General features: G+C 69.0%; 18 protein-coding genes. 9 read left to right on the forward strand and 9 right to left on the reverse strand.

Features of this window, described 5'->3' with window-relative positions:
• Positions 1-38: 38 nt before the first annotated feature.
• The 7 genes from DA1_RS11245 (at position 39) to DA1_RS11275 (ending at position 7,133) form a co-directional block, all read left to right on the forward strand.
• A complete protein-coding gene (locus DA1_RS11245; RefSeq protein WP_034395494.1) occupies positions 39-1,031 on the forward strand; it encodes a tripartite tricarboxylate transporter substrate-binding protein in 993 nt (330 codons plus the stop codon).
• A gap of 66 nt (positions 1,032-1,097) precedes the next feature.
• The gene (locus tag DA1_RS11250) at positions 1,098-1,583 is read left to right on the forward strand and encodes an Rrf2 family transcriptional regulator (protein ID WP_034395490.1); all 486 of its coding nucleotides are present in this window, start codon (positions 1,098-1,100) and stop codon (positions 1,581-1,583) included.
• The gene (locus DA1_RS11255; RefSeq protein ID WP_034395487.1) at positions 1,570-2,469 is read left to right on the forward strand and encodes an NAD(P)/FAD-dependent oxidoreductase; all 900 of its coding nucleotides are present in this window, start codon (positions 1,570-1,572) and stop codon (positions 2,467-2,469) included. The genes DA1_RS11250 and DA1_RS11255 overlap by 14 nt, the downstream gene beginning before the upstream one ends.
• Positions 2,470-2,661: 192 nt before the next feature.
• On the forward strand, positions 2,662-4,821 hold the full coding sequence (locus tag DA1_RS11260; protein ID WP_332840443.1) for a TonB-dependent receptor: 2,160 nt from the start codon (positions 2,662-2,664) through the stop codon (positions 4,819-4,821).
• A 74-nt stretch (positions 4,822-4,895) separates the two neighbouring features.
• The gene (locus DA1_RS11265) at positions 4,896-5,168 is read left to right on the forward strand and encodes a hypothetical protein (protein ID WP_013801746.1); all 273 of its coding nucleotides are present in this window, start codon (positions 4,896-4,898) and stop codon (positions 5,166-5,168) included.
• Entirely contained in the window at positions 5,149-5,487 is a 339-nt protein-coding gene (locus tag DA1_RS11270) for a hypothetical protein (RefSeq protein WP_013801745.1), read from the forward strand. The genes DA1_RS11265 and DA1_RS11270 overlap by 20 nt, the downstream gene beginning before the upstream one ends.
• Positions 5,484-7,133, forward strand: coding sequence for a PepSY-associated TM helix domain-containing protein (locus DA1_RS11275; RefSeq protein ID WP_034395484.1), 1,650 nt, complete (start codon positions 5,484-5,486; stop codon positions 7,131-7,133). The genes DA1_RS11270 and DA1_RS11275 overlap by 4 nt, the downstream gene beginning before the upstream one ends.
• A 73-nt stretch (positions 7,134-7,206) precedes the next feature.
• On the opposite strand, the gene DA1_RS11280 is transcribed toward DA1_RS11275, so the two are convergent.
• From DA1_RS11280 to DA1_RS11290, 3 genes are all read right to left on the reverse strand, one after another.
• Complete coding sequence (locus DA1_RS11280) at positions 7,207-7,425, reverse strand: hypothetical protein (RefSeq protein ID WP_012206342.1); 219 nt, start codon at positions 7,423-7,425, stop codon at positions 7,207-7,209.
• A gap of 94 nt (positions 7,426-7,519) precedes the next feature.
• Positions 7,520-8,320, reverse strand: coding sequence for a class D beta-lactamase (gene blaOXA, locus DA1_RS11285; RefSeq protein ID WP_034395480.1), 801 nt, complete (start codon positions 8,318-8,320; stop codon positions 7,520-7,522).
• Between the two features lie 172 nt (positions 8,321-8,492).
• Entirely contained in the window at positions 8,493-10,187 is a 1,695-nt protein-coding gene (locus DA1_RS11290; protein WP_034395477.1) for a long-chain fatty acid--CoA ligase, read from the reverse strand.
• Positions 10,188-10,436: 249 nt separating this feature from the next.
• Between DA1_RS11290 and DA1_RS11295 the strand changes: the two genes are divergently transcribed.
• Positions 10,437-10,967, forward strand: coding sequence for a pyridoxamine 5'-phosphate oxidase family protein (locus DA1_RS11295; RefSeq protein WP_034395474.1), 531 nt, complete (start codon positions 10,437-10,439; stop codon positions 10,965-10,967).
• Between the two features lies 1 nt (position 10,968).
• On the opposite strand, the gene DA1_RS11300 is transcribed toward DA1_RS11295, so the two are convergent.
• The 4 genes from DA1_RS11300 to hrpA form a co-directional block, all read right to left on the reverse strand.
• Positions 10,969-11,472, reverse strand: coding sequence for a hypothetical protein (locus DA1_RS11300; RefSeq protein ID WP_034395470.1), 504 nt, complete (start codon positions 11,470-11,472; stop codon positions 10,969-10,971).
• 2 nt (positions 11,473-11,474) lie between these two features.
• Positions 11,475-12,377, reverse strand: a complete 903-nt coding sequence (locus tag DA1_RS11305; protein ID WP_034395467.1) for a LysR family transcriptional regulator — start codon at positions 12,375-12,377, stop codon at positions 11,475-11,477.
• 61 nt (positions 12,378-12,438) lie between these two features.
• Positions 12,439-13,089, reverse strand: a complete 651-nt coding sequence (locus DA1_RS11310; protein ID WP_034395464.1) for a cysteine hydrolase family protein — start codon at positions 13,087-13,089, stop codon at positions 12,439-12,441.
• A 259-nt stretch (positions 13,090-13,348) separates the two neighbouring features.
• Positions 13,349-17,422 carry an ATP-dependent RNA helicase HrpA gene (gene hrpA, locus DA1_RS11315; protein WP_034395461.1) on the reverse strand — a complete coding sequence of 1,358 codons (4,074 nt, stop codon included), beginning with the start codon at positions 17,420-17,422 and terminating at the stop codon, positions 13,349-13,351.
• Positions 17,423-17,636: 214 nt separating this feature from the next.
• Here hrpA and DA1_RS11320 point away from each other — a divergent pair, with 214 nt between their 5' ends.
• The gene (locus DA1_RS11320; RefSeq protein WP_034398790.1) at positions 17,637-18,803 is read left to right on the forward strand and encodes a metallophosphoesterase; all 1,167 of its coding nucleotides are present in this window, start codon (positions 17,637-17,639) and stop codon (positions 18,801-18,803) included.
• 27 nt (positions 18,804-18,830) lie between these two features.
• Here the strand turns inward: DA1_RS11320 and DA1_RS11325 are convergent, their stop codons facing one another.
• Positions 18,831-19,940 (reverse strand): lactonase family protein, encoded by a 1,110-nt coding sequence (locus tag DA1_RS11325; protein WP_034395458.1) that lies wholly within the window; start codon positions 19,938-19,940, stop codon positions 18,831-18,833.
• A complete protein-coding gene (locus DA1_RS11330) occupies positions 19,937-20,680 on the reverse strand; it encodes an ABC transporter substrate-binding protein (protein ID WP_012206352.1) in 744 nt (247 codons plus the stop codon). The genes DA1_RS11325 and DA1_RS11330 overlap by 4 nt, the downstream gene beginning before the upstream one ends.
• Positions 20,681-20,685 lie beyond the last annotated feature (5 nt).

Below are 20,685 nucleotides of genomic sequence, written 5' to 3' on the forward strand. Positions count from 1 at the left end.
CAGCTTTTCCTTTTCTTCGATTTCACCAGGAGACATCCATGCAGATGCATCGCCGTCATTTCGTCCAGGCCCTGGGCAGCGCCGCCGCCCTGGGGTCGCTGTCGCCACTGCAGGCCCTGGCCCAGGCGCTGGACCAGGTCAAGATCATGTACGGCTTTCCGGCAGGCAGCTCGGGCGACAGCGTGGCCCGCCGCGTGGCCGAGCGGCTGGGCGGCACGCCCTACAGCAAAGGGCCGGGCTTTGTGGAAAACAAGCCCGGCGCCGGTGGCCGCATCGCGGTGGAGGCCCTGAAGAACGCCCCGCCCAACGGCTCGGTGCTGGCGCTGGCGCCCGTGTCGGCCTTCTCGGTCTACCCGCACATCTACCCCAAGCTGACCTACAAGCCCGAGGACGCGATCCCCGTCTCCATCGGCGCCGTCATCTACCACGGCCTGGCCGTGGGGCCTGCCGTGCCGGCCGAGGTCAAGACCCTCAAGGACTTCCTGGCCTGGGCCAAGGCCCACCCCGACCGGGCCAACTTCGGCTCGCCGGGCGCGGGCTCCATGCCGCACCTGCTGGGCGCGCTGCTGAGCCTGCGATCGGGGGTGGAACTCAAGCACGCGCCCTATCGCGGCACCGTGCCCAGCATCACCGACCTGGTGGGCGGCCAGGTCGCGGCCACCATGAACCCCAGCGGCGACTACCTGCAATACCTGAAGGCCGGCCGCCTGCGCGTGCTGGCCACTTCGGGCAAGCAGCGCTCGCCCTTCCTGCCCGACGTGCCCACCTTCACCGAACTGGGCTTTCCCGATGTCACGGTGGAGGAATGGTTCGGCTTCTACGCTCCCGCCAAGACCCCGGCCACCACCATTGCCAACGCCAACGCGGCCATCACGGCCGCGCTCAAGGACAAGGCCGTGATCGACGGGCTGGCCGCCCTGGGCCTGCTGGCGCGCGGCAGCACGCAGCAGGAAATGGCGGCCGACCAGCAGGCCGAGTTCGAGCGCTGGAGTTCGCTGGTCAAGCAGATCGGGTTCACGGGCGAGTCCTGATCAGTCGGCGGCGGGCCCATTCCCCTTCACAGGACAAGGCCACACTCATGCAACAAATAATGTTGCATGAAACAGAACAGCCAATTCTCGGACGTCCTCCATGTGCTGCTGCATATGGCCGAGGGCGATGGACCTGCCACCTCCGACATGCTCGCCGCCGCGCTGCAGACCAACCCGGTCGTGCTGCGCCGGTTGATGTCGGGCCTGCGCGATGCAGGCCTTGTCACCTCCGCCAAGGGCCATGGCGGGGGCTGGGTGCTTTCTTGCGATCTGGACCGCACCACGCTGCGCGACGTGCATGAGGCCCTGGGCGCGCCCGGCCTGGTGGCGCTGGGCTTCAGGGAAGACCGGCCCGGATGCCTGGTCGCCCAGGCCGTGAACGAAGCCTTGAGCAACGCGGTGCAGCAGGCCGAGGCCGCCCTGCTTGCACGCCTGGGCACGGTGACGCTGGCTGCCCTGTCCCAAGACTTCCACGCCCGCCTGGCCCGCCATCGCGCAGCAGGCGGCCAGGGGTGGCACCAACTGCAGGAGCACTCGCATGAAACACGTTGATTTCGTCGTCATCGGCGGCAGCTATGCCGGCCTGTCCGCCGCGCTGCAACTGGCGCGTGCGCGCCGCCAGGTGCTGGTGGTCGATGCCGGGCTGCGGCGCAACCGCTTCGTGGACCAGGCCGGCGAGACATCGCACGGCTTTCTCACCCAGGATGGCGTGCCCCCCGCCCAGATCGCCGCCCAGGCCCGGCAGCAGCTGATGGCCTACCCCACCGTGCAGTGGCTGGACGGCACGGCCGAAGACGCCCGCGTGGCGCCCGATGGCCGGCTGGAGTTCCATGCAGCGGGCACGGCCATCAGCGCTACCCGCCTCGTCCTGGCGCTGGGCGTGCATGACAGCCTGCCGCCCGTGCCGGGACTGGCCGAGCGCTGGGGCCGCAGCGTCTTTCACTGCCCGTACTGCCACGGCTACGAGATGAATGCAGGGCGCATCGGCATCATCGCCAGCTCGGCCCTGGCCCACCACCACGCCGTCATGCTGCCCGACTGGGGCCAGACCACGCTGCTGCTCAACGGTGCCTACACGCCCGGCGCCGAAGAACTTTCCACCCTTGCGCGCCGGGGCACCCAGGTGGAGACCACGCCCATCGCCCGCCTGGAAGGCCGGGCCGACGTGGTGCTGCAGGACGGCCGCCGCCTGTTGATGGACGGCCTGTTCACCCAGCCGCGCACCCGCATCGCCAGCCCCGTGGCCGAACAGCTGGGCTGCGCCCTGCAAGAAGGCCCCATGGGCACCTTCATCAAGGTCGCGGAAGGCCAGGCGACCAGCGTCCCCAACGTGTTCGCCTGTGGCGACGCGGCCCGCGCGGCCGGCAACGTGGCCATGGCGGTGAGCGATGGCGCCATGGCAGGCATTGGCGCGCACCGGTCGATGATGGGGTGGTGATGGGGTGGTGATGGGGTGGTGATGGAGTGGTGATGGAGTGGTGATGGGGGGCGGGCCTTGGGCCAGTGCATGGACGCAGATCAACTGCCCGCCGGACGATGCGTGGATACAACAACTTCCCATGCTAACTAAATTCGTAAATATAATTAAGACTGATTCTCATTGACATCTACAACATCAAGAGTCCAGTCCATGCACACCACCAACGGCCGCGCGCTGCGGTTCAACTCCATTGTTCTGGCCATGCTGGCCGCCGGCGCCGGGTCCACGGCGATCGCACAGGATGCAGCGCAGGCGCCGGCCGCAACGACGCCGACGCTGTCGCAGATCGACGTGCGCGACAAGTACGAGCGCGAGGACCTGCCCACGCTGGCACCGGGGCGCAAGGCCGCCAAGGGTGCACGCCTGGGCATTCTGGGCGCCACCTCCATCGTGGACGCGCCGGTGCATGTCAACGCCTACACCCGCGAGCTGGCCGAGGACTGGTCCGCCCTGTCGCTGCAGGATGTGCTGGAAAACGATGCGGCCGTGGTCTTCACCACCAACAAGGGACACCTGCTGCAGAACTTCAACCTGCGCGGCCTGGATGTGACCGCCATGGACATCGCCACCAACGGCCTGTACGGCGTGGCGCCGGCCAATTCGGTGCCCATCGAGATGTTCGAGCGCGTGGAGGTGATGCGCGGCCCCAACGTGCTGCTGTCCGGCATGCCGCCGCTGGCCAGCGTGGCCGGCTCCGTCAACATGGTCACCAAGCGCGCGCTGGCCCAGCCCATGGCGGACCTGACGGCCACCTACGTCTCGGACTCCTACCTGCAGATGCATGCCGACGTGGGCAGGCGCTTCGGCCCCGAGCAGCGGCTGGGCCTGCGCTTCAACGGCGTCTACGGCTCGGGCGACATGGGCGCCAAGGACGAGAGCCAGAAGCGCCGCGTGGGCGCCCTGGGCCTGGACTACCTGGGCGACAGGGCCCGCTTCTCGCTGGACCTGTACAACAGCATCACCAAGATCGACGGCGGCAGCCCGGGCATGTTCAGCTTCCTGGGCAGCGCGGCCATCCCCGGCGTGGGCCGGCTGCTGGCACCGCCCAGCGGCGACGTGAATATGTTCCGCGGCACCCACGGCCAGTACGACAACAGCGGCCTGCTGGCGCGTGCCGAGGTGGACTTCACGCAGAACTGGCAGGGCTATTTCGCCTTCGGCGCCTCCGAGGCGCAGGGCAAGGGCCTGCTGTTCGGCACCCGCGCCATCGTCACGGGCCTGGACGGCACCACGCGCGGCGCCATCTACAACGTGCATACCGAATCCGAGCGTCGCACGGCCGAGGCCGGCGTCATCGGCAAGCTGAGCACGGGCAGCGTGCAGCACCGTCTGCAACTGTCGTTCAACATCCTCAAGCACAAGGAAGGCACCTACAACACGGCCTGCAACTACTGCTACACCACCAACATGTACGAGCCGACGACGCCCACCTTCCCGGGCGCGCCGCAGTGGAAGGGCTACACCACCGAGAACGAATTCCGCTCGCTGGCCCTGGCCGACGTGATGAGCTTTGCCAACGACAAGGTGCTGCTGACGCTGGGCGCACGCCACCAGACGGTGAAGACACCGCTGGTCAACGGCGTGTCGTCCAACTACAGCAAGAGCCGCGTCTCGCCCATGGCCGGCCTGGTCGTGCGGCCCTGGGGCGACAACGTCTCGCTGTACGCCAACTACACCGAAGGCCTGGAGCCCGGCCGCACCGTGGGCGCGGGCTTTGCCAACACCGGCGAGACCCTGGCGCCCATGCAGACCAAGCAGGGCGAGGTGGGCGTGAAGCTGCAGGCGGGCCAGACCACGCACACGCTGAGCGCCTTCCGCATCGAAAAGCCGTCCATCATCACCAACAGCGGCAATGCCCAGGTGCTCGATGGCGAGCAGCGCCTCAAGGGCCTGGAGTGGAGCGCCTTCGGCAAGCTCACGCAGACGCTGTCTCTGCTGGGCGGGGTGGAGTACATCAAGTCGCGCCAGATCAACTCCGGCCGTGAGAACTACGGCGTGCCCAAGCTGCGCGCGCATCGGCATCGACTGGGAAACGCCCGTGCAGGGCCTGTCGGTCGGCGGCCGCGTGCTGTACACCGGCTCGCAGTGGGTGGACTCCGGCAACAAGCTGCGCGCCCCGGCCTGGAACCGCTTCGACCTGATGGCCAAGTACGAGACCAGGTTCGGCGCCACGCCCGTGCGCTTCAATGCCAGCGTGGAGAACGTGACGGACAAGAACTACTGGATCGGCATGTTCACCGATGGCTTCGTCATGCCCGGCGCACCGCGCACCTTCCGGCTGTCGGCCACCGTGTCGTTCTGACCGCCTGACGCACTGCGCAGGCCACCCGGCGGGGCGCATGTTGTGTCCCGCCGGGTCTTTTGCTTCCCACGATCGAATTTCCATGCCGTTCTTCACCGTCGCCGGCCTGCTTGCCACCTCGCTGGCCTGCCTGTGCATCTACGCCGCCTCGCCCAACCAGCGGCTATGGGCGGCCGCCTGGCCGCGCCGGCCTGCCCTCCTGGCCGGTGGCGGCCTGCTCGCAGCGGGCTGGCTGGCATTCGCCCAGGACATGCGGACGCTGGCCGCCACGTTCACCTGGCTCACCCTGCTGATGCTGGCCTTCGCCCTGCTGCCCTATATCGGAGCGCTGTTCCATGGCCGACGCACACCCTGAGGCCCGCCCGCGCAAGCCGGCCCCCATCCGGCCGGACTGGATCTCCAAGACCCTGGCCGGCCTGCTGCTGGGCCCGGGCCTGGCGATCAGCGCCAGTGGCCTGCTGGCCGCCCTGCTGCACGGCATGCCGCTGGCAGTGAGCGGGCAGCTGGTCATGTGGCTGGTGCCGCCGGTCTGGCTGCTGGTGCAGTCCCTGGTGTATTTCTTTTCCAGCGGCCTGCGCGCCTGGGCCTGGCTGGGCGGGGCCAACGCGCTGGCCCTGGCCGCCTGGTGGCTGGTGCGCGCGGCAATGCACAGCAGCGCAGGAGGCCTGTCATGAGAGCCGACCACATCCGCATCTACAAATCCGTACACACCTGGACGGGCATCCTCAGCGGCATGGCCTTGTTCATCGCCTTCTACGCGGGTGCGCTGACGGTGTTCAAGGAACCCATCCGGCGATGGTCCACGCCGCCGGCCGCCGTGGTGCAGGCCGTGCCCATGGACGAGGTGCAGCCGCTGATCGCCCGGACCCTGGCCAGCACGCCGGCGGCCGCGCGCGGCGCCATCGTGCAGCTGCAGGGCGACAACGCCATACCGCGCCTGCAATGGCAGGTGCGCGATCCCAAGGCCGACGACCATGACGAAAGCGCCGTACGCCACTACACGGCCCAGCTGTCGGCCGACGGCAGCGTGCAGATCAGCGAGCAGCGCCCGTCCCGCCTGGTGGAGTTCATCGACGTGCTGCACCGCGTGGTCGGCCTGCCCGTGGACTCGGACCCCAACCGTTGGATCATGGGCGCGATCTCGGCCCTGTACTTCCTGGCCCTGGTGTCGGGCGTGGTGATCCTGCTGCCCTCGCTGGTCAAGGACTTCTTCGCCCTGCGCGTGGGCAGGAACCTCAAGCGCATGTGGCTGGACGCGCACAACGTGGTGGGCATCGTCAGCCTGCCCTTTCACATCGTCATGGCCCTGAGCGCCGTGGTCTTCGCCTACCACGACCAGATCTTCGACGTGCAGGACAGGCTGATCCACGAAGGCAAATGGGCCCAGACCTTTGCGCGCCCCTCGGGCAAGGCCCCGGACGCGCCGGCACGCAATCCGGCCGACATGCTCAAACCCTCGCAGCTGGTGGAGATCGTCAAGGCCGCCGCGCCCGGCTTCGAGCCCGAAAGACTGCAGTACGCCCAGGTCACCGGCCCCAAGCCCACCGTGCGCGTCTGGGGCAGGAATCCTCAGGCCGTATCGCCGCGCGCCGTGGGCGGCTTTGCCATGCTCGATCCGTACAGCGGCAAGCTGATCTCGGCCGACTACCTGTCAGGCGGACAGAGCACGCCCAACCTGTTCATCAGCAGCTTCTTCGCGCTGCACATGGCCTCCTTCGGCGGACTCGCGGTCTGGTGGCTGTACTTCCTGCTGGGCCTGGCGGGCGCATGGCTGTTCTACGGCGGCAATCTGCTGTGGGTGGAGACGCGGCGCAAGGCCCAGCGCAAGGGCGCAGACTTGCCCGTGCAGCGGCGCGACACGGCCCTCATGGCCTCGGCCACCGTCGGCGTCTGCCTGGGCTGCGTGGCCGGCATTTCCGCCACCATTGCCGCCGCCAAGTGGCTGCCGGGCCGCGTCGATGACCTGGCCGCATGGCACATGGGCATCTACTACGCCGTGTTCTTCACCAGCGTGGCCTGGGCCTTCGTTCGCGGCGCGGCGCGCGCGGCCCCGCCCTTGCTGTGGCTGGCCGCTGCCTGCACGGCCGCGATCGCGCTGTCATCGCTGCTGGGCTGGCTGGCGCCAGGCACCGGCGCGTGGGTGGACACCTCGCTGATCGGCCTGGACCTGACGGCCGTGGCCGGCGTGCTGGCCCTGGCCTGGATGGCGCGTGCCACGGCACGGCGCACGCGCAGCGGCCCGCGGGACAGTGTGTGGTCCGCGCCGAGCGACAGGCCGGCGCATCAGGACACCAAGGACTCACCGGCACCGGCCAGCTGACCTGGCCGGCACGCCATGGGAGTGCGCAGGTGGGCCGGTTGCCTGGTGGGCCGGCCCATCCCCGCTGCTGGGTCTATCCGAAAACTGCGCCGCCCGCATCCAGCGAGGGCGGCCGCAGAAGATCGGCATTGACGCCCATGGCCTCGCTTGCCCGCTCCACGGCCTGCCACAGCGGGGCGGGCATCTGCAGTATTTCCTCGGGGGAGTTCGCGCGGGCAATCCAGTCGCTGATCTCAACGTGCTGCTCGGGGGTGAGCAGGTCCAGGTTCAGCATTTCGTCAATGGTCTTCATCGGGTGTCGGTCTGTCGCTCTTGTGCAGGAGATGTGTGGGAGATGTGTGGGAGGTATGTGGGCAAGGTGCGGAAAGGAAAACGCCCGTGCATTGTCAGCGGTCCGCGGCAGGCAGTCGCTGCAGCAGGGCATCGCGTGCGCGCAGGCCGGCATTGGGCTTTTGCGCCTGCTCATCCTGGATCAGCGTGGCGAACACCAGCCTGCGCTGGTCCTTGGTGGCCCAGCCCACATACCAGCCGTAGGCCCGGCTGGCATCGTAGCGGTTGTCGCTGCCGGGCGACCCGGTGCCGGTCTTGCCATGCACGGTCCAGCCGTCCACAGGCACGGGGTGCCGGGTGATGCGCGCAGTCATGTCGATGGCCTGACTGCTCACAGACAGTTCCCGGCGCACGATCTTGCGCATGAAGGCCACCTGCTCGGCCGCCGAGATGCGCAGCGAGGACACCACCCACGCGCCGTTGTGGCCGGGATGGGCCACGGCAACGGCGGAGACATCCTCGTTGCCGTACTGGAAGGCCCTCACGTAGGCGCCAAACCGCTGCTGGCCCAGCTCCCGCGCCACCTGCTGCGAGTACCAGAACACCGAGTCCTTCATCCAAGCCTGGGGCGTGATCTCGCGCCGCCAGGCATCGCCGCCCCAGTCCGGATACTCCGGTTGGTACGGCCACGCGGGCCGGGATTCGTCCTGCAGGATGCCGGCGTCATAGCCCATCAGGCTGATGGCGATCTTGAAGGTGGAGGCCGGCGTGACCCGCTCGGCGCAGGCCGGGCCGCTGTGCACCAGGGACTGGCCCGTGTCGGCGTCGGCGACGATGGTGCACAGTTCGTGCGCGCAAGCGGGAAGGCAAAAAAATGCTGCCACGACCGTGGCAGCAGACCCAGGAAATCCATGCATGTGCTGTGTACTGTGTGCTGTCTGATGCAGTGTTAGTGTCTGGCGCGCGATCATAGATGCGCGCGCAGCCTTCGCAACGCCCATGCAGCAAACATCCCCACAGCGTCCTCGGCGGCCGCGTCAGGAACGCGCCGAGGGCAAGGGCTTCAGGCTTTGAGGCCCTGAGGGCCGGTCAGCCGGCCTCCGCCTCCTGCAACTGCCGCCACATCACCTTGCCGCTGCCGCTCTTGGGCAGGGCCTTGACGAACTGCACGATCTTGGGCGCCTTGTAGACGGCCATGTTCTCGCGGCACCACTGGATGATGTCCTCGGCCGTGGTGTCTTCCTTGCCGGCGCGCAGCACGACGACCGCCTTCACCGACTCGCCGCGGTAGGCGTCGCGCGTGGAGATCACGCAGGCTTCCTGGATGGCGGGGTGGCGGAACATCAGCGATTCGACCTCGGCCGGCCAGACCTTGAAGCCGCTGGCGTTGATCATGCGCTTGAGGCGGTCGGTGATGAAGTAGTAGCCGTCCTCGTCCACGTGGCCCAGGTCGCCGGTGCGAAAGAAGCGCTTGCCGTCGATCTCCATGAAGACCTGGGCCGTGGCGTCGGGCCGCTTCCAGTAGCCGTCGAAGACCTCGGGGCCGTGGACGACGATTTCGCCCTGCTCGCCCTGCGGGACATCGGCGCCGGTTTCGGGGTCAATGACACGCGCCTCGGTGCTCATGAAGGGAATGCCCAGGCATTGCTGCTTGGGATGCTCGAACGGGTTGCTGTGCGTGGGCGCGGCCGTCTCGGTCAGGCCATAGCCCTCGCTGAAGCGCAGGCCGTATTGCTCCAGCAGGCGCTGGGCCACGGCCTGTGGCATGGCCGCACCGCCGCCGCCGATGTACTTGAGGCTGGTGAGGTCGAACTGCGCAAAGTTGGGGCTGCCCAGCAGGTCGATGACCATGGTGGGGATGTTGGTCCAGCTGGTGACCTGGTAGCGAGAGATCAGCCGCCCCGCCAGCTCGCGGTCCCAGCGCGGCATGACGACCAGGGTGGCGCCCACGAAGATGGCCGTGTGCAGCACCGAGACCATGCCCGTGATGTGGAACATGGGCACGACGGCCAGGACCACGGTCTCGCTGGTGCCGCTGCCCCAGTAGCTGCCCGCCACGGCGTTGTGGTTGATGGAGCGGTGCGGGTGCATGCATCCCTTGGGGTGGCCCGTGGTGCCGCTGGTGTAGGGCAGCACGGCCATGTCGTCGCGGCCCACCACATGGGGCGGCGCGGCTTCGGTGCAGGCCAGGGCCTGCTGCCAGGTGTGGACGCTGCCGCCATCGAGCACGGCCGGCTCACGCCGGGTGAGCAGCCAGTCGTGCCACTGCACGGGCGGGGCGTCGTCGCCCTGCACCCCGGCATCGAAGGCGTCCGTGAACTGGGTGACGACCAGGTGCTCCAGCCGCTGGCCGGGCGCCAGCGCATTGCTGGCCTTGGCCAGTTCGGGGGCCAGGTCGGCCGTGGTGATGGCGACCTTGGCATCGGCGTCGGTGATGTAGTGCCTGAGCTCCTCGGCCATGTTCATGGGGTTGACCGGCACCACCACCGCATTGGCGCGGAAGATGGCGTAGTGCGCCAGGATGAGCTGAGGCGTGTTCTGCATCAGCAGGATCACGCGGTCGCCGCGCTGCACGCCCAGGCTGTGCAGGTAGGCCGCCATGCGCTCCGTGCCCTCGCACAGCTCGCGGTAGCTGATGGAGCTGCCGAAGTAGCGGATGGCTGCCTTGTCCGGGTAGCGTCGCGCATTGACGGCCAGGTTGTCCCAGACGCTGGTGGCGGGCACGGTGATGGAATGGGGCAGGCGGCTGGGCCAGAAAGCGTGGTGCGCGGGCTGGGAGGGCATGGGTGGATGGGCTTTGAAGTGTCGGTGAGTGGAAGGGACGGCGGCAATCCGCCTTGCCAGCGAGGCTAGGCCCACACCCGCTTCCCGGCATTGGGGAAGGCCCCAGGAGATCGTCGCCAAAGTGACGCTTGAGCGCCCATGGCATACCGCTGGCACCGCAACTCGCCTTGTGCTTTCGCAAGCCGGCCACGGGCACGCCACAGGTACGCCCCAGGTACGCCCCAGGTACGCCACAGGTACGATGGCGCCATGCCCACCACGCCCCACCTGTCCCGCCTGCAGCTGTCGCTGCGCGATCTGCTGGCCCGCCACCGCAGCGCGGCCCTGGCCACCCAGCCCGCCGACTCCCCTGCCCCCGGGGCTGGCGATGCACTGCCCGCTCCCCGGCTGTCCATGGTGCCCTGGGCCTGGAATGCGCAGTTTGCCTGCTTTGTGCTGCACGTCAGCGCACTGGCAGCGCACACGCGGGCCATGGAGCTGCACCCGGCCGTCAGCCTGCTGGTGTGCGCGGCCGAAGTGGACGGCGAGGGCGTGCATGCACTGGAGCGCGTGGCCATTGAAGGCGTGGCCAGCACGCCGCCGCCCGGCAGCGTGCTGGCCGATGGCGCGCGCGACAGCTATGTGCTGCGCTTCCCCGAAGCCGCGTTCATGACCGATCTGGGCGACTTCCGCTTTGTCTGCATCACGCCATCCATCGCCCGGCACGTGGCGGGCTTTGGCGCGGCGCGCGATGTGTCGGCCCATGACCTGATCGAAGCACTGAGCATCCAGCCCAGCTGACTCACTGGCCCCGCACGTGGGCCGCGATCAGGGCGCCCGCCGCATCGCCCTGCCCCGCCACGCAGGCGCGCACATGGTCTTCCCACATCTGGCCCTGCTGCTCCACCTGGGCATGGACAAAGCGCTGCAGCATGCGCCGGGGATCATCGCAGCGCTCATAGGCATACGGGTCGCCGCGCGTGCACAGCGCCTTGAACTGCAGCCAGGCGGCCTGCCGCGTCACGGGCATGCCCTGCAGGCGCTGCCACTGGTGCAGCAACTCATGGGCAAAGATGCCTGCGATCTGCGGATGCGACAGGCGCAGCGGCTGGCGCGGATCGGACTGCGTGAAGAAGGCGCGCGGCATGAAGATGCGCCCGCCATTCATGGACAGCGCCCTGCGCGTATCGCCCAGCCGCCGCTGGTACAGGCGCAGGCGCGGCAGCAGCGCATCGAGCGAGGCGCCGAAATGCGTGCGCACAAAGGCCTGCTCCTGCGCGTCCAGTGGCCGGCTCCAGAAGACCATGCTCAGCCGCCTGGCCCCTGCCGATAGCGCCGCGCCATGAAATCCACAAACGCGCGCACGGCCGGGCGCAGATGCCGCGTGCGCGGATACAGCGCGTGGTAGCTGTACTGCCCCAGATGAAAACAGGGCAGCACCCGCACCAGCTGGCCGCGCTCCACGGCCGAGCGCACGGTATGCCAGGTCAGCGCCGCAATGCCCCGGCCTGCGCGTGCGGCCTCGAAGATGGTGGCCACCGAATCGGTGCGCAGCGCCGTGTGCGGCTGCACCTCGGTCACGGCGCCCTGCCCAGACACCACGCTCCAGCGCAATGGAGCCGGGCCCGCCGCAAAGGCCAGGGCGCGGTGCTCGGCCAATTGCCCGGGCGCCTGCACCACGCCCTGGCGCATCAGGTAGGCGGGCGACGCCACCAGCACCAGCGGCGAATGCGTGAGCAGCCGCGCCTGCAGCCCGCTGTCCGGCAATTGCCGGCTGATGCGCACGGCCGCATCCACGCCCTCGGCCACCAGGTCCACCAGCCGGTCGGTGCACAGCAGCTGCAGCTCCAGCTCGGGGAATTGCTGCTCGAACTCGGGCAGCCAGTCGCCCAGCTCGATGGCGCCCACGGCCAGCGGCAGCGTGATGCGCAGCACGCCTGCCACGCGTGCGCGGCGCACGGCCAGCGCGGCCTCGGCCGCATCGAGCTGCTCCAGCAACTGCACGCAGCTCTGGTAGTAGCTGCGCCCCGCATCGGTCAGGCTCAGCCCGCGCGAATTGCGCTGCAGCAGCTGCGTGCCCAGTTCCGACTCCAGCCATTTGACATGGCGCGACGCCGTGGAATGCGTCATGCCCAGCCGATCCTGGGCCGCCGTGAAACCCTGCGCGTCCACCACGCCGCAGAACACCCGCATGGCTTGCCATCTGTCCATTGCTCATGCACTCCTTTGGCGGGGATTGTGGAGCATGGACCGCCGATGCCGCCCAGCCCGCTCAGCGCAGCGCCAGCTCCAGAATGCCGTCCGTGGACAGCACATCGCCAAACACATCCTCGATCTCGGCCAGCGCGGCACGGTGCAGGCTGTCGGCGTCCACGGATTCGCCGTTGCTGCGCGTGATGGCACGTGTGGCCACGGCATCGCTGGCCACGACGACCTCGAAGCCCAGCGGCGCGGCATCGCGTGCGGCGCCGGCCACGCAGGCGTGGGTCATGAGGCCGCAGATGACCACGGTGGTGATGCCACGCGCGCGCAGCTGGTCGGCCAGGTCGGTGCCGACGAAGGCGCTGACGCTGCGCTTTTGCACCACGGTGTCGCCCGCGCGCGGCTGCAGGCCGGGGTGGAACTGGACGGCGCTGCCATTGATGGCGAACACGGGCGCACCTTCGGGGGCAATGTGCTGGATGTGGAACACGGCAACCTGCCCGGCATCGGCCCATTGCAGCAGGCGCCGGGCCTGCTCCAGGACCTGCGGGCCGCGCGGGATGGGCAGGCGGCCGCTGAAGTACTCGTTCTGGAAGTCGATGACCAGCAGCGCCGTGGCACCCAGTGGCAACTGGCTGCGCCCCGGCGCGCCCGACAGGGCGCGGAGGGTGGGATGGCTGGTGGATTGGGTGGCCTGGCTGGCCTGTTCTGCGAGTGACATGCAGTGCTCCTGAAAACGGGAAGTGGTTGATGCCTGCAGTCTAGAAACGCACAGGGCCCGCAGCAACGCCATGGAGCGGCCAGCATCTGTGCAGGTTCTGCACAGATCACCCATGCATTGAAAAATGCCCCATCTCAGTGATGGCGCAAACGGACTTGCATCGCTCCAACCGGCCGCGTGCCGGTGAAGGTGGCGATGCCGCATTGAAACATGGCCTGCGGCCCTCCCGCTCAAGAAAGGGCCGCAGGCCGGCACGGCGCTAGTTCTGCAGCTGCTGCCAGACCTTGTCCAGCCGCTTGATGCTGACCGGGTACGGCGTGCGCAGCTCCTGGGCGAAGAAGCTCACGCGCAGCTCCTCCAGCATCCAGCGGTACTCCTGCATGCGCGCATCGATGTGGCCCTTGCGCTCGGCCACCAGGCGCCAGTAGCGCTGCTCCAGCGGGCGCAGCTCGGTCAGGCGGCTGGCGTCGCGCGCAGGGTCGGCGCGGTACTTGTCCAGCCGGCTGGTGATGGCCTTGAGGTAGCGCGCGTAGTGCTGCAGCTGGGTCCAGGGCGCGGCCGCGATGAAGTTCTTGGGCACCAGGCGCTGCAGTTGCTGGGCGGCGTCGGCCGTGGCGTCAGGCGCGTTCTTGGTGTCCTTGATCTTGCGCTGCGCCGCCGCGTACTCGACCAGGATGGTGGAGGCCATGCGCGCCACCTCGTTGGCGATCAGCGTCAGCCGGCCGCGTCCGTCCTGCACGCGCTGCTTGAACTGCGCGTCGTTGGTGGGAAGCGGCTCCTGCAGGAAGGCGCGGTCTATGGCCACGTCGATGATCTGCTCGCGCAGTTCCTCCTGCGTGCCCAGCGGCATGTAGGCGACGGCCATCTTCTGCAGGTCTGGAATGTTCTTTTCCAGGTACTTGAGCGCGTCGCGGATCTGCAGCGCGAACAGGCGGCGCAGGCCCACGCGGTGGCGTGCGGCCGCAACCTCGGGCTCGTCGAAGACCTCGATGCCGACGGCATCGCCATGGTCGATCAGCGCCGGAAAGCCGATCAGCGTCTGCCCGCCCCGGCCGATCTCCATCAGCTCGGGCAGCTCGCCAAAGCTCCATTCCTTGTAGCGGCTGTCGGCGGGCTGGCTGGGCTTGGCATTCCTGGCAGGCGTGGCCTGGTCGGGCTTTTCCGCCTTGGCAGCGGGCGCAGGCTTCCTGCCGGCTTCGGGCGCGGTGGCAGCGGGTGCAGCAGGGGCCTCCGTGACCGACGCCACCTTCAACGCGGCCAGCGCCTGGAAGGCGCCGCGCGCCTTGGCGCCCAGTTCGGCCTTGAGCGCGCCCAGGTTGCGGCCCTGGCCCAGCTGGCGTCCATGCTCGTCCGTGATGCGGAAGTTCATGAACAGGTGCGGGCTGAGCATGTCCAGCTTGAAGTCGGCGCGCTTGACGTCCAGCGAGGTCTCGTCGCGCACCTGCTTGAGCAGGGCATCGATCAGCGATCCCTGGCCCCAGCGCTCGGGCGTGGTGAAGAGTTCGGCCAGGCGCTGGGCGCTTTCGGGCAGGGGCACGAAGCGGCTGCGCGGGCGCTGCGGCAGGCTCTTGAGCAGGGCCTGGAGCTTGTCCTTGAGCATGCCGGGCACCAGCCATTCCACGCGCTCGTCGCTGACCTGGTTGAGCACGAACAGCGGCACGGTGACGGTGATGCCGTCGCGTGCGTCGCCGGGGCTGTGCAGGTAGCTGGCCGTGCAGTCCACGCCGCCGAGCTTGACCACCTTGGGAAAGGCCTGGGTGGTGATGCCGGCCGCCTCGTGGCGCATCAGTTCGTCGCGCGACAGGCGCAGCAGGTCGGCGTTTTCCTTGGCCGCCTCGCGGAACCAATGGTCGAAGGTGGCGCCGCTGAACACGTCCTTGGGGATCTGCTGGTCGTAGAAGGCGTAGATCAGCTCGTCATCGACCAGCACGTCCTGGCGGCGGCTCTTGTGCTCCAGCTCCTCGACCTTGCGCACCAGCTTGAGGTTGGCGGGCAGGAAGTGCCAGCGCGTATCCCACTGGCCCTCCACCAGGGCCTGGCGGATGAAGATCTCGCGCGCGGACTGCGGATCGATGCGGCCATAGCTCATGCGCCGGCCGTTGTAGACCACCAGGCCGTAGAGCGTGGCGCGCTCCAGCGCCACCACGTCGGCCTGGTTCTTGGACCAGTGCGGATCGAGCAGCTGCTTCTTGAGCAGGTGGGCGCCGACTTCCTCCAGCCACTGCGGATCGATGGCGGCGATGCCCCGGCCGTACAGGCGCGAGGTTTCCACCAGTTCGGCCGCCACGATCCAGCGCCCGGGCTTCTTGGACAGGTGGGCGCCCGGGTGCGGGTAGAAGCGGATGCCGCGCGCGCCCAGGTAGGCGTCGCTTTCATCGCCCTTGTAGCCCAGGTTGCCCAGCAGGCCGGACAGCATGGACAGGTGCACGGCGTCGTAGCCTGCGGCCTCGGTGTTGATCTTCCACTTGTGCTCGTTGACCACGGTCAGCAGCTGCGAGTGGATGTCGCGCCATTCGCGCACGCGGCGGATGTTGATGAAGTTCTGGCGCAGCAGCTGCTCCCACTGGCGGTTGCTGAGCTTGTGCGAGGGCTCGTCATCCGTGCCGGGACCGGTGTCCTGCGGATGGAAGGCCGCCAGCGCCTCGGCCGCCGGGGCGGCCACGCTCTGCCCGCCGCTGCGCTGGGCCACGGGCAGGAAGGCGGCATTGCGCGCCGATGGCTTGGCGGCCGGGGCCTGGGCGCCGGCCATTTCCTTGCGGCTCTTGGCCACCACCTTGCCGCCGCGCGCATCCTGCAGCCATTTCCACAGGCGCAGGTAGCCGCTGAATTCGCTTTTCTCGTCGTCGAACTTGGCGTGCTGCTGGTCGGCCTGCTGCTGGGCCTCCAGCGGCCGGTCGCGCACGTCCTGCACGGACAGGGCCGAGGCAATGACCAGCACCTCGGCCACGGCGCCGCGCGTGCGCGCCTCCAAAATCATGCGGCCCACGCGCGGGTCCAGCGGCAGGCGCGACAGCTCGCGGCCCATGGGCAGCAGCTCGCCGCGCTCGTCCACGGCGCCCAGCTCGCCCAGCAATTGGTAGCCGTCGGCAATGGCGCGGCCCGAGGGCGATTCAAGGAAGGGGAAATTCACCACGTCGCCCAGGCCCAGCGACTTCATGCGCAGGATGACGCCGGCAAGCGAGGAGCGCAGGATTTCAGGGTCGGTGAAGCGCGCGCGCGTGCCGAAGTCAGCCTCGTCGTACAGGCGGATGCAGATGCCGTTGGCCACGCGGCCGCAACGGCCGGCGCGCTGGTTGGCGGCCGCCTGGCTGATGGGCTCGACCAGCAGCTGCTCGACCTTGCTGCGGAAGGAATAGCGCTTGACGCGCGCCGTGCCTGCGTCGATCACATAGCGGATGCCGGGCACGGTCAGCGAGGTCTCGGCCACGTTGGTGGCCAGCACGATGCGCCGGCCCGTGTGGCTGTCGAAGATGCGGTCCTGCTCGGCCTGCGACAGGCGCGAGAACAGCGGTAGCACCTCGGCATGGCGCAGCACGGGCTGCTGTGCCAGGTGCTTGCGCAGGTGGTCGGCCGCCTCGCGGATCTCGCGCTCGCCGGGCAGGAACACCAGGATGTCGCCGCTGACGCCGCCGGACCACAGCTCGTCCACGCCTTCGGCGATGGCATCGTTGAGGTCGTGGTCGCGCTTTTCCTCGAAGGGGCGCCAGCGCATCTCCACGGGGTAGGTGCGGCCCGAGACCATGATCACCGGCGCAGGCCCCTTGGGGCCTTCGAAGTGCCTGGCAAATCGCTCGGCATCGATGGTGGCCGATGTCACCACCACCTTGAGGTCGGGGCGCCGGGGCAGGATCTGCTTGATGTAGCCCAGCAGGAAGTCGATGTTGAGGCTGCGCTCGTGGGCCTCGTCGATGATGAGGGTGTCGTAGGCCTTGAGCAGCGGATCGGTCTGCGTCTCGGCCAGCAGGATGCCGTCCGTCATCAGCTTGACCGAGGCGTCCTTGGACAGCCGGTCCTGGAAGCGCACCTTGTAGCCCACCACATCGCCCAGCGGCGTGTTCAGCTCCTCGGCAATGCGCTTGGCCACCGAGCTGGCGGCAATGCGGCGCGGCTGCGTGTGGCCGATCAGGTGGCCGCGCACCTGGCCCTTGTCGTCGGGCGTGGCGTTGACCTTGCCCCGGCCCAGCGCCAGCGCGATCTTGGGCAGCTGCGTGGTCTTGCCCGAGCCCGTCTCGCCGCACACGATGATGACCTGGTGCCGGTCCATGGCCTCCATGATTTCCTCACGGCGGGCGGATACGGGCAGGGATTCAGGGAAGCTGATCTTCAAAGGCATAAGGGGCTGGATTATCCCCGCGCCATGCCGGCGGCGCCACGCGGCTGCAGATTTCCATACGCCCGCCCTGTGCCGCCCGCATGAAAACCCCCGCATGCCAGGGCCTTCGCCAAGTCAGGCCAGCGGCATGCATGGCATTGCGCACAATCGGCGCTCGCCTTGCCGGCCGCTCCCGGCGCTGGCCGCCTCACCCGCCTTCTTCGATCTGCTCCCCATGGTTTCTCTTGCCGCCCTCGTCATCCCGCTATTGGCCCTGTGGCTGTGGTGGCCCGTCCGCATGATGCCGCGCCGCGCACGCCTGATGGCGGCCGTCGCCACGGCGGCCCTGGGCTGCACGCCCGCCCTGCTGCTGGTGCTGCTGCGCGAGGGCACGGTCGAGTACCGCACGCTGGCCTATCTGCAGGTGCCGGGCGGCTGGGTGCTGGCCCTGCTGCTGATGCTGGCCGTCTTCATCGTGCTGCGCGACGGCCTCTGGGCGCTGGCCGCCGTGGCCCGGCGCGAGGACTGGAAGCAGCGCCTGCACGCCCCGCTGCTCACGGCCGGCGCCCTGGCCCTGGCGGGCCTGCTGTCGGCCTGGGGCGTGGCCAATGCGCTGCGCCCGCCCGAGGTGCACGAACGCACGTTGCGCCTGCCCGGCCTGCCCACCGGCCTGGAAGGCCTGCGCGTGGCCGTGCTGGCCGACATCCACGCCAGCCCCATCAACAACGCGCGCTATGTGCAGACCATCGTGGACCGCACGCTGGAGGCGCGGCCCGACCTCATCGTGCTGCCCGGCGACATGGTGGACGGCGACGTGGACAGCGGCCGCGCCAACGTCGCGCCGCTGGCGCAGCTCAAGGCACGCTACGGCGTGTGGGCGGCGCCCGGCAACCATGAGTACTACAGCGGCTACGACGCCTGGATGGCCGAATTCCGCCGCGTGGGCCTGAACCTGCTGGAAAACCGCATGCAGCTGATCGATGTGCAGGGCGCGCGCCTGGCGCTGTCGGGCATCGGCGATCCGGCCTATGGCCGCCTGTCGCGCCAGAACACCGACCCGTCCGTGGCCGAAGGCGTGCCGCCCGACATCGACACCGTGGCCCGCCAGGCCAAAGAGGCCGGTGCGCAATACCACCTGCTGCTGGCCCACCAGCCCAAGACCGCCCGTGACAACGCTGCCCACGGCGTGGGCCTGCAGCTGTCGGGCCATACGCACGGCGGCCTGATCCTGGGCATGGACCAATGGCTGGTGGCGCCTGCCAATGACGGCTTTGTGCGCGGCGAGTACGAGGTCGGCGCCATGAAGCTCTTCGTCAGCGCCGGCGCAGGCCTGTGGGCCGGCTTTGCCGTGCGCCTGGGCGTGCCGGCCAGCATCGACCTGCTGGTGCTGCGCGGCGCCTGATCCTGCCCCGGAGGGCAGCGCGGACGGCTACCGCGCGAACACCATGCACACCGGGCTGGCGCAGTGGGTGCTGGCCAGCGGGCGCCAGGCGTCATCCCGGGCATGGCAGACGATGCTGTCGCTGTCCTCGTTGAGCACATAGAGCAGGCGCCCGTCGGGCGAGGCCGTGAAAAAGCGCGGCGTGCGCCCGCCCGAGGCGAAGCCGCCACTGGCGTGCAGCAGCCCCGTCAAAGGATCGACATCGAAGACCGCAATGCCGTCAGCGCCGCGATTGGACACCAGCACCTGCCGGCCGTCGCGCGAGGCCTCGATGCCCGCCGCCCGGCTGTTGCCCACAAAGCGCTCCGGCAGGGTGGACAGGATCTGCAAGCCCTGCAGCGCGCCCGTGGCCGCGTCGAAGCGGCAGGTGAGCACGGTGTTGTCCAGTTCGTTGACCACATAGGCGCAGGCCAGCGCAGGATGGAAGGCCATATGCCGCGGGCCCGAGCCTTCGCGGCAGTCCAGCCAGGGCTGGGGCGCAGGCACCAGCCGCCCGTGCTCGAAGGCGAAGATGAAGATCCGGTCCTGCCCCTTGTCAGGCACCAGCACGAAGCGCCCGTCCGGCGAGAAGGGGTTGAAGTGCGGCTTGGCAAACGGCTGCTCCTTGCGATGCGGCCCGGGTTGGCCCGGTAGCGCAAGCCGCTGCTGCACGGAGCCCAGGCGCCCATCCGGTGCGATCGACATCACGGCCAGCGTACCGCCTGGCCCGCCATACCCCCGGTGGCCGTCGCTGGCAGCCGGCTCGCCCAGATGGTCGGAGACCACCAGCTGCCGTCCGCCCGGGGCGATGGCCAGGTGCACCGGGTTGCGCCCGCCGCAGTCCCGGGTCTGCAGCAACGCCAGGCGGCCCGTTGCGGCATCGCGTGCGAAGACGCTGACCTCATGGCCATCGCCATGCACGGTGTAGAGCCGGGTGCCGGCTGCATCGAGCGCCAGGAACGAGGGGTTGGCAAGCCCGTCCACGGTCTGCAGATGCTGCAGGCCGCCCGTGGCTTCGTCCACGCGATAGACGGTGATGCCCTCGCCACGTGCGTCGCGCTCGCGCGTGGTGCGCGAACCCACGTAGGCGTACAGGGGGCGCGACGCTGAGGTGCTCATGCCGATGCGCCCGCCAGCGGTGCGACGGCCGCGCCCTGAATGCCATGGCGCTGCAGCGCCTCGGCCACAAAACCGCAAGCCTTGGCCTCCTCCACAAAGGCCGCCAGCACGCGCAGGGCCTCATCGCCCCGCCCCTTGGGCAGGCCCATGGCCTGCTGGATCACCATGAAGCGGCCCGGCAGCAGGCGCAGGCCCGGCAGGCGTGCGGCATCGGCCTCCAATTGCTGCTTGACGCCGGCGGCCACGTCGGCCGTCGATTCCACAAAGGTCTGCACCACGGCGGGCGAGGACACGGCGCGCTCTATCTGCGCATGCTTGAGCTCGCGGCTCAGGTACAGGTCATAGGCGCTGCCCTTGCCGACCACCACGGTGTGCCCGGCCCGGTCCACCTGGGCGTTGTCGGTCAGCGGCGAATCCTGGCGCACCAGGTAGCTGCCCTCGATCAGCACATAGGGCGCGGTAAAGCCGATGCCCGCGCCGCGCACGGGGTCCACGGCAAAGAAGCCGAAGTCGGCCTCCTCGCGCGTGACGGCATCCACCGACTTGGCGGCCGTATCGAAGACCACCAGTTCCAGCTCCAGCCCCAGCTGCTGCGCAAGGCGCCGGGCCAGGTCGATGGACACGCCTGCGGGCTGGCCATCGGCCTGCAGCCGCGCAAGGATGGGATTGCCGGTGTTGATGGATGCGCGGATGCGGCCAAGCGGCGCGAGGGTGGACAGCAGCTGGGAGGAAAGGTTCATGGATG

This window comes from Delftia acidovorans NBRC 14950 (assembly GCF_001598795.1).
In the GTDB taxonomy this organism is placed as follows: domain Bacteria; phylum Pseudomonadota; class Gammaproteobacteria; order Burkholderiales; family Burkholderiaceae_C; genus Comamonas; species Comamonas acidovorans.

Coding starts and splice junctions, on each gene's coding strand:
- DA1_RS11245 (WP_034395494.1), top strand. CDS start 39: ATGCAGATGCATCGCCGTCATTTCGTCCAGGCCCTGGGCAGCGCCGCC.
- DA1_RS11250 (WP_034395490.1), top strand. CDS start 1,098: ATGAAACAGAACAGCCAATTCTCGGACGTCCTCCATGTGCTGCTGCAT.
- DA1_RS11255 (WP_034395487.1), top strand. CDS start 1,570: ATGAAACACGTTGATTTCGTCGTCATCGGCGGCAGCTATGCCGGCCTG.
- DA1_RS11260 (WP_332840443.1), top strand. CDS start 2,662: ATGCACACCACCAACGGCCGCGCGCTGCGGTTCAACTCCATTGTTCTG.
- DA1_RS11265 (WP_013801746.1), top strand. CDS start 4,896: ATGCCGTTCTTCACCGTCGCCGGCCTGCTTGCCACCTCGCTGGCCTGC.
- DA1_RS11270 (WP_013801745.1), top strand. CDS start 5,149: ATGGCCGACGCACACCCTGAGGCCCGCCCGCGCAAGCCGGCCCCCATC.
- DA1_RS11275 (WP_034395484.1), top strand. CDS start 5,484: ATGAGAGCCGACCACATCCGCATCTACAAATCCGTACACACCTGGACG.
- DA1_RS11280 (WP_012206342.1), bottom strand. CDS start 7,425: ATGAAGACCATTGACGAAATGCTGAACCTGGACCTGCTCACCCCCGAG.
- blaOXA (WP_034395480.1), bottom strand. CDS start 8,320: ATGCATGGATTTCCTGGGTCTGCTGCCACGGTCGTGGCAGCATTTTTT.
- DA1_RS11290 (WP_034395477.1), bottom strand. CDS start 10,187: ATGCCCTCCCAGCCCGCGCACCACGCTTTCTGGCCCAGCCGCCTGCCC.
- DA1_RS11295 (WP_034395474.1), top strand. CDS start 10,437: ATGCCCACCACGCCCCACCTGTCCCGCCTGCAGCTGTCGCTGCGCGAT.
- DA1_RS11300 (WP_034395470.1), bottom strand. CDS start 11,472: ATGGTCTTCTGGAGCCGGCCACTGGACGCGCAGGAGCAGGCCTTTGTG.
- DA1_RS11305 (WP_034395467.1), bottom strand. CDS start 12,377: ATGGACAGATGGCAAGCCATGCGGGTGTTCTGCGGCGTGGTGGACGCG.
- DA1_RS11310 (WP_034395464.1), bottom strand. CDS start 13,089: ATGTCACTCGCAGAACAGGCCAGCCAGGCCACCCAATCCACCAGCCAT.
- hrpA (WP_034395461.1), bottom strand. CDS start 17,422: ATGCCTTTGAAGATCAGCTTCCCTGAATCCCTGCCCGTATCCGCCCGC.
- DA1_RS11320 (WP_034398790.1), top strand. CDS start 17,637: ATGGTTTCTCTTGCCGCCCTCGTCATCCCGCTATTGGCCCTGTGGCTG.
- DA1_RS11325 (WP_034395458.1), bottom strand. CDS start 19,940: ATGAGCACCTCAGCGTCGCGCCCCCTGTACGCCTACGTGGGTTCGCGC.
- DA1_RS11330 (WP_012206352.1), bottom strand. CDS start 20,680: ATGAACCTTTCCTCCCAGCTGCTGTCCACCCTCGCGCCGCTTGGCCGC.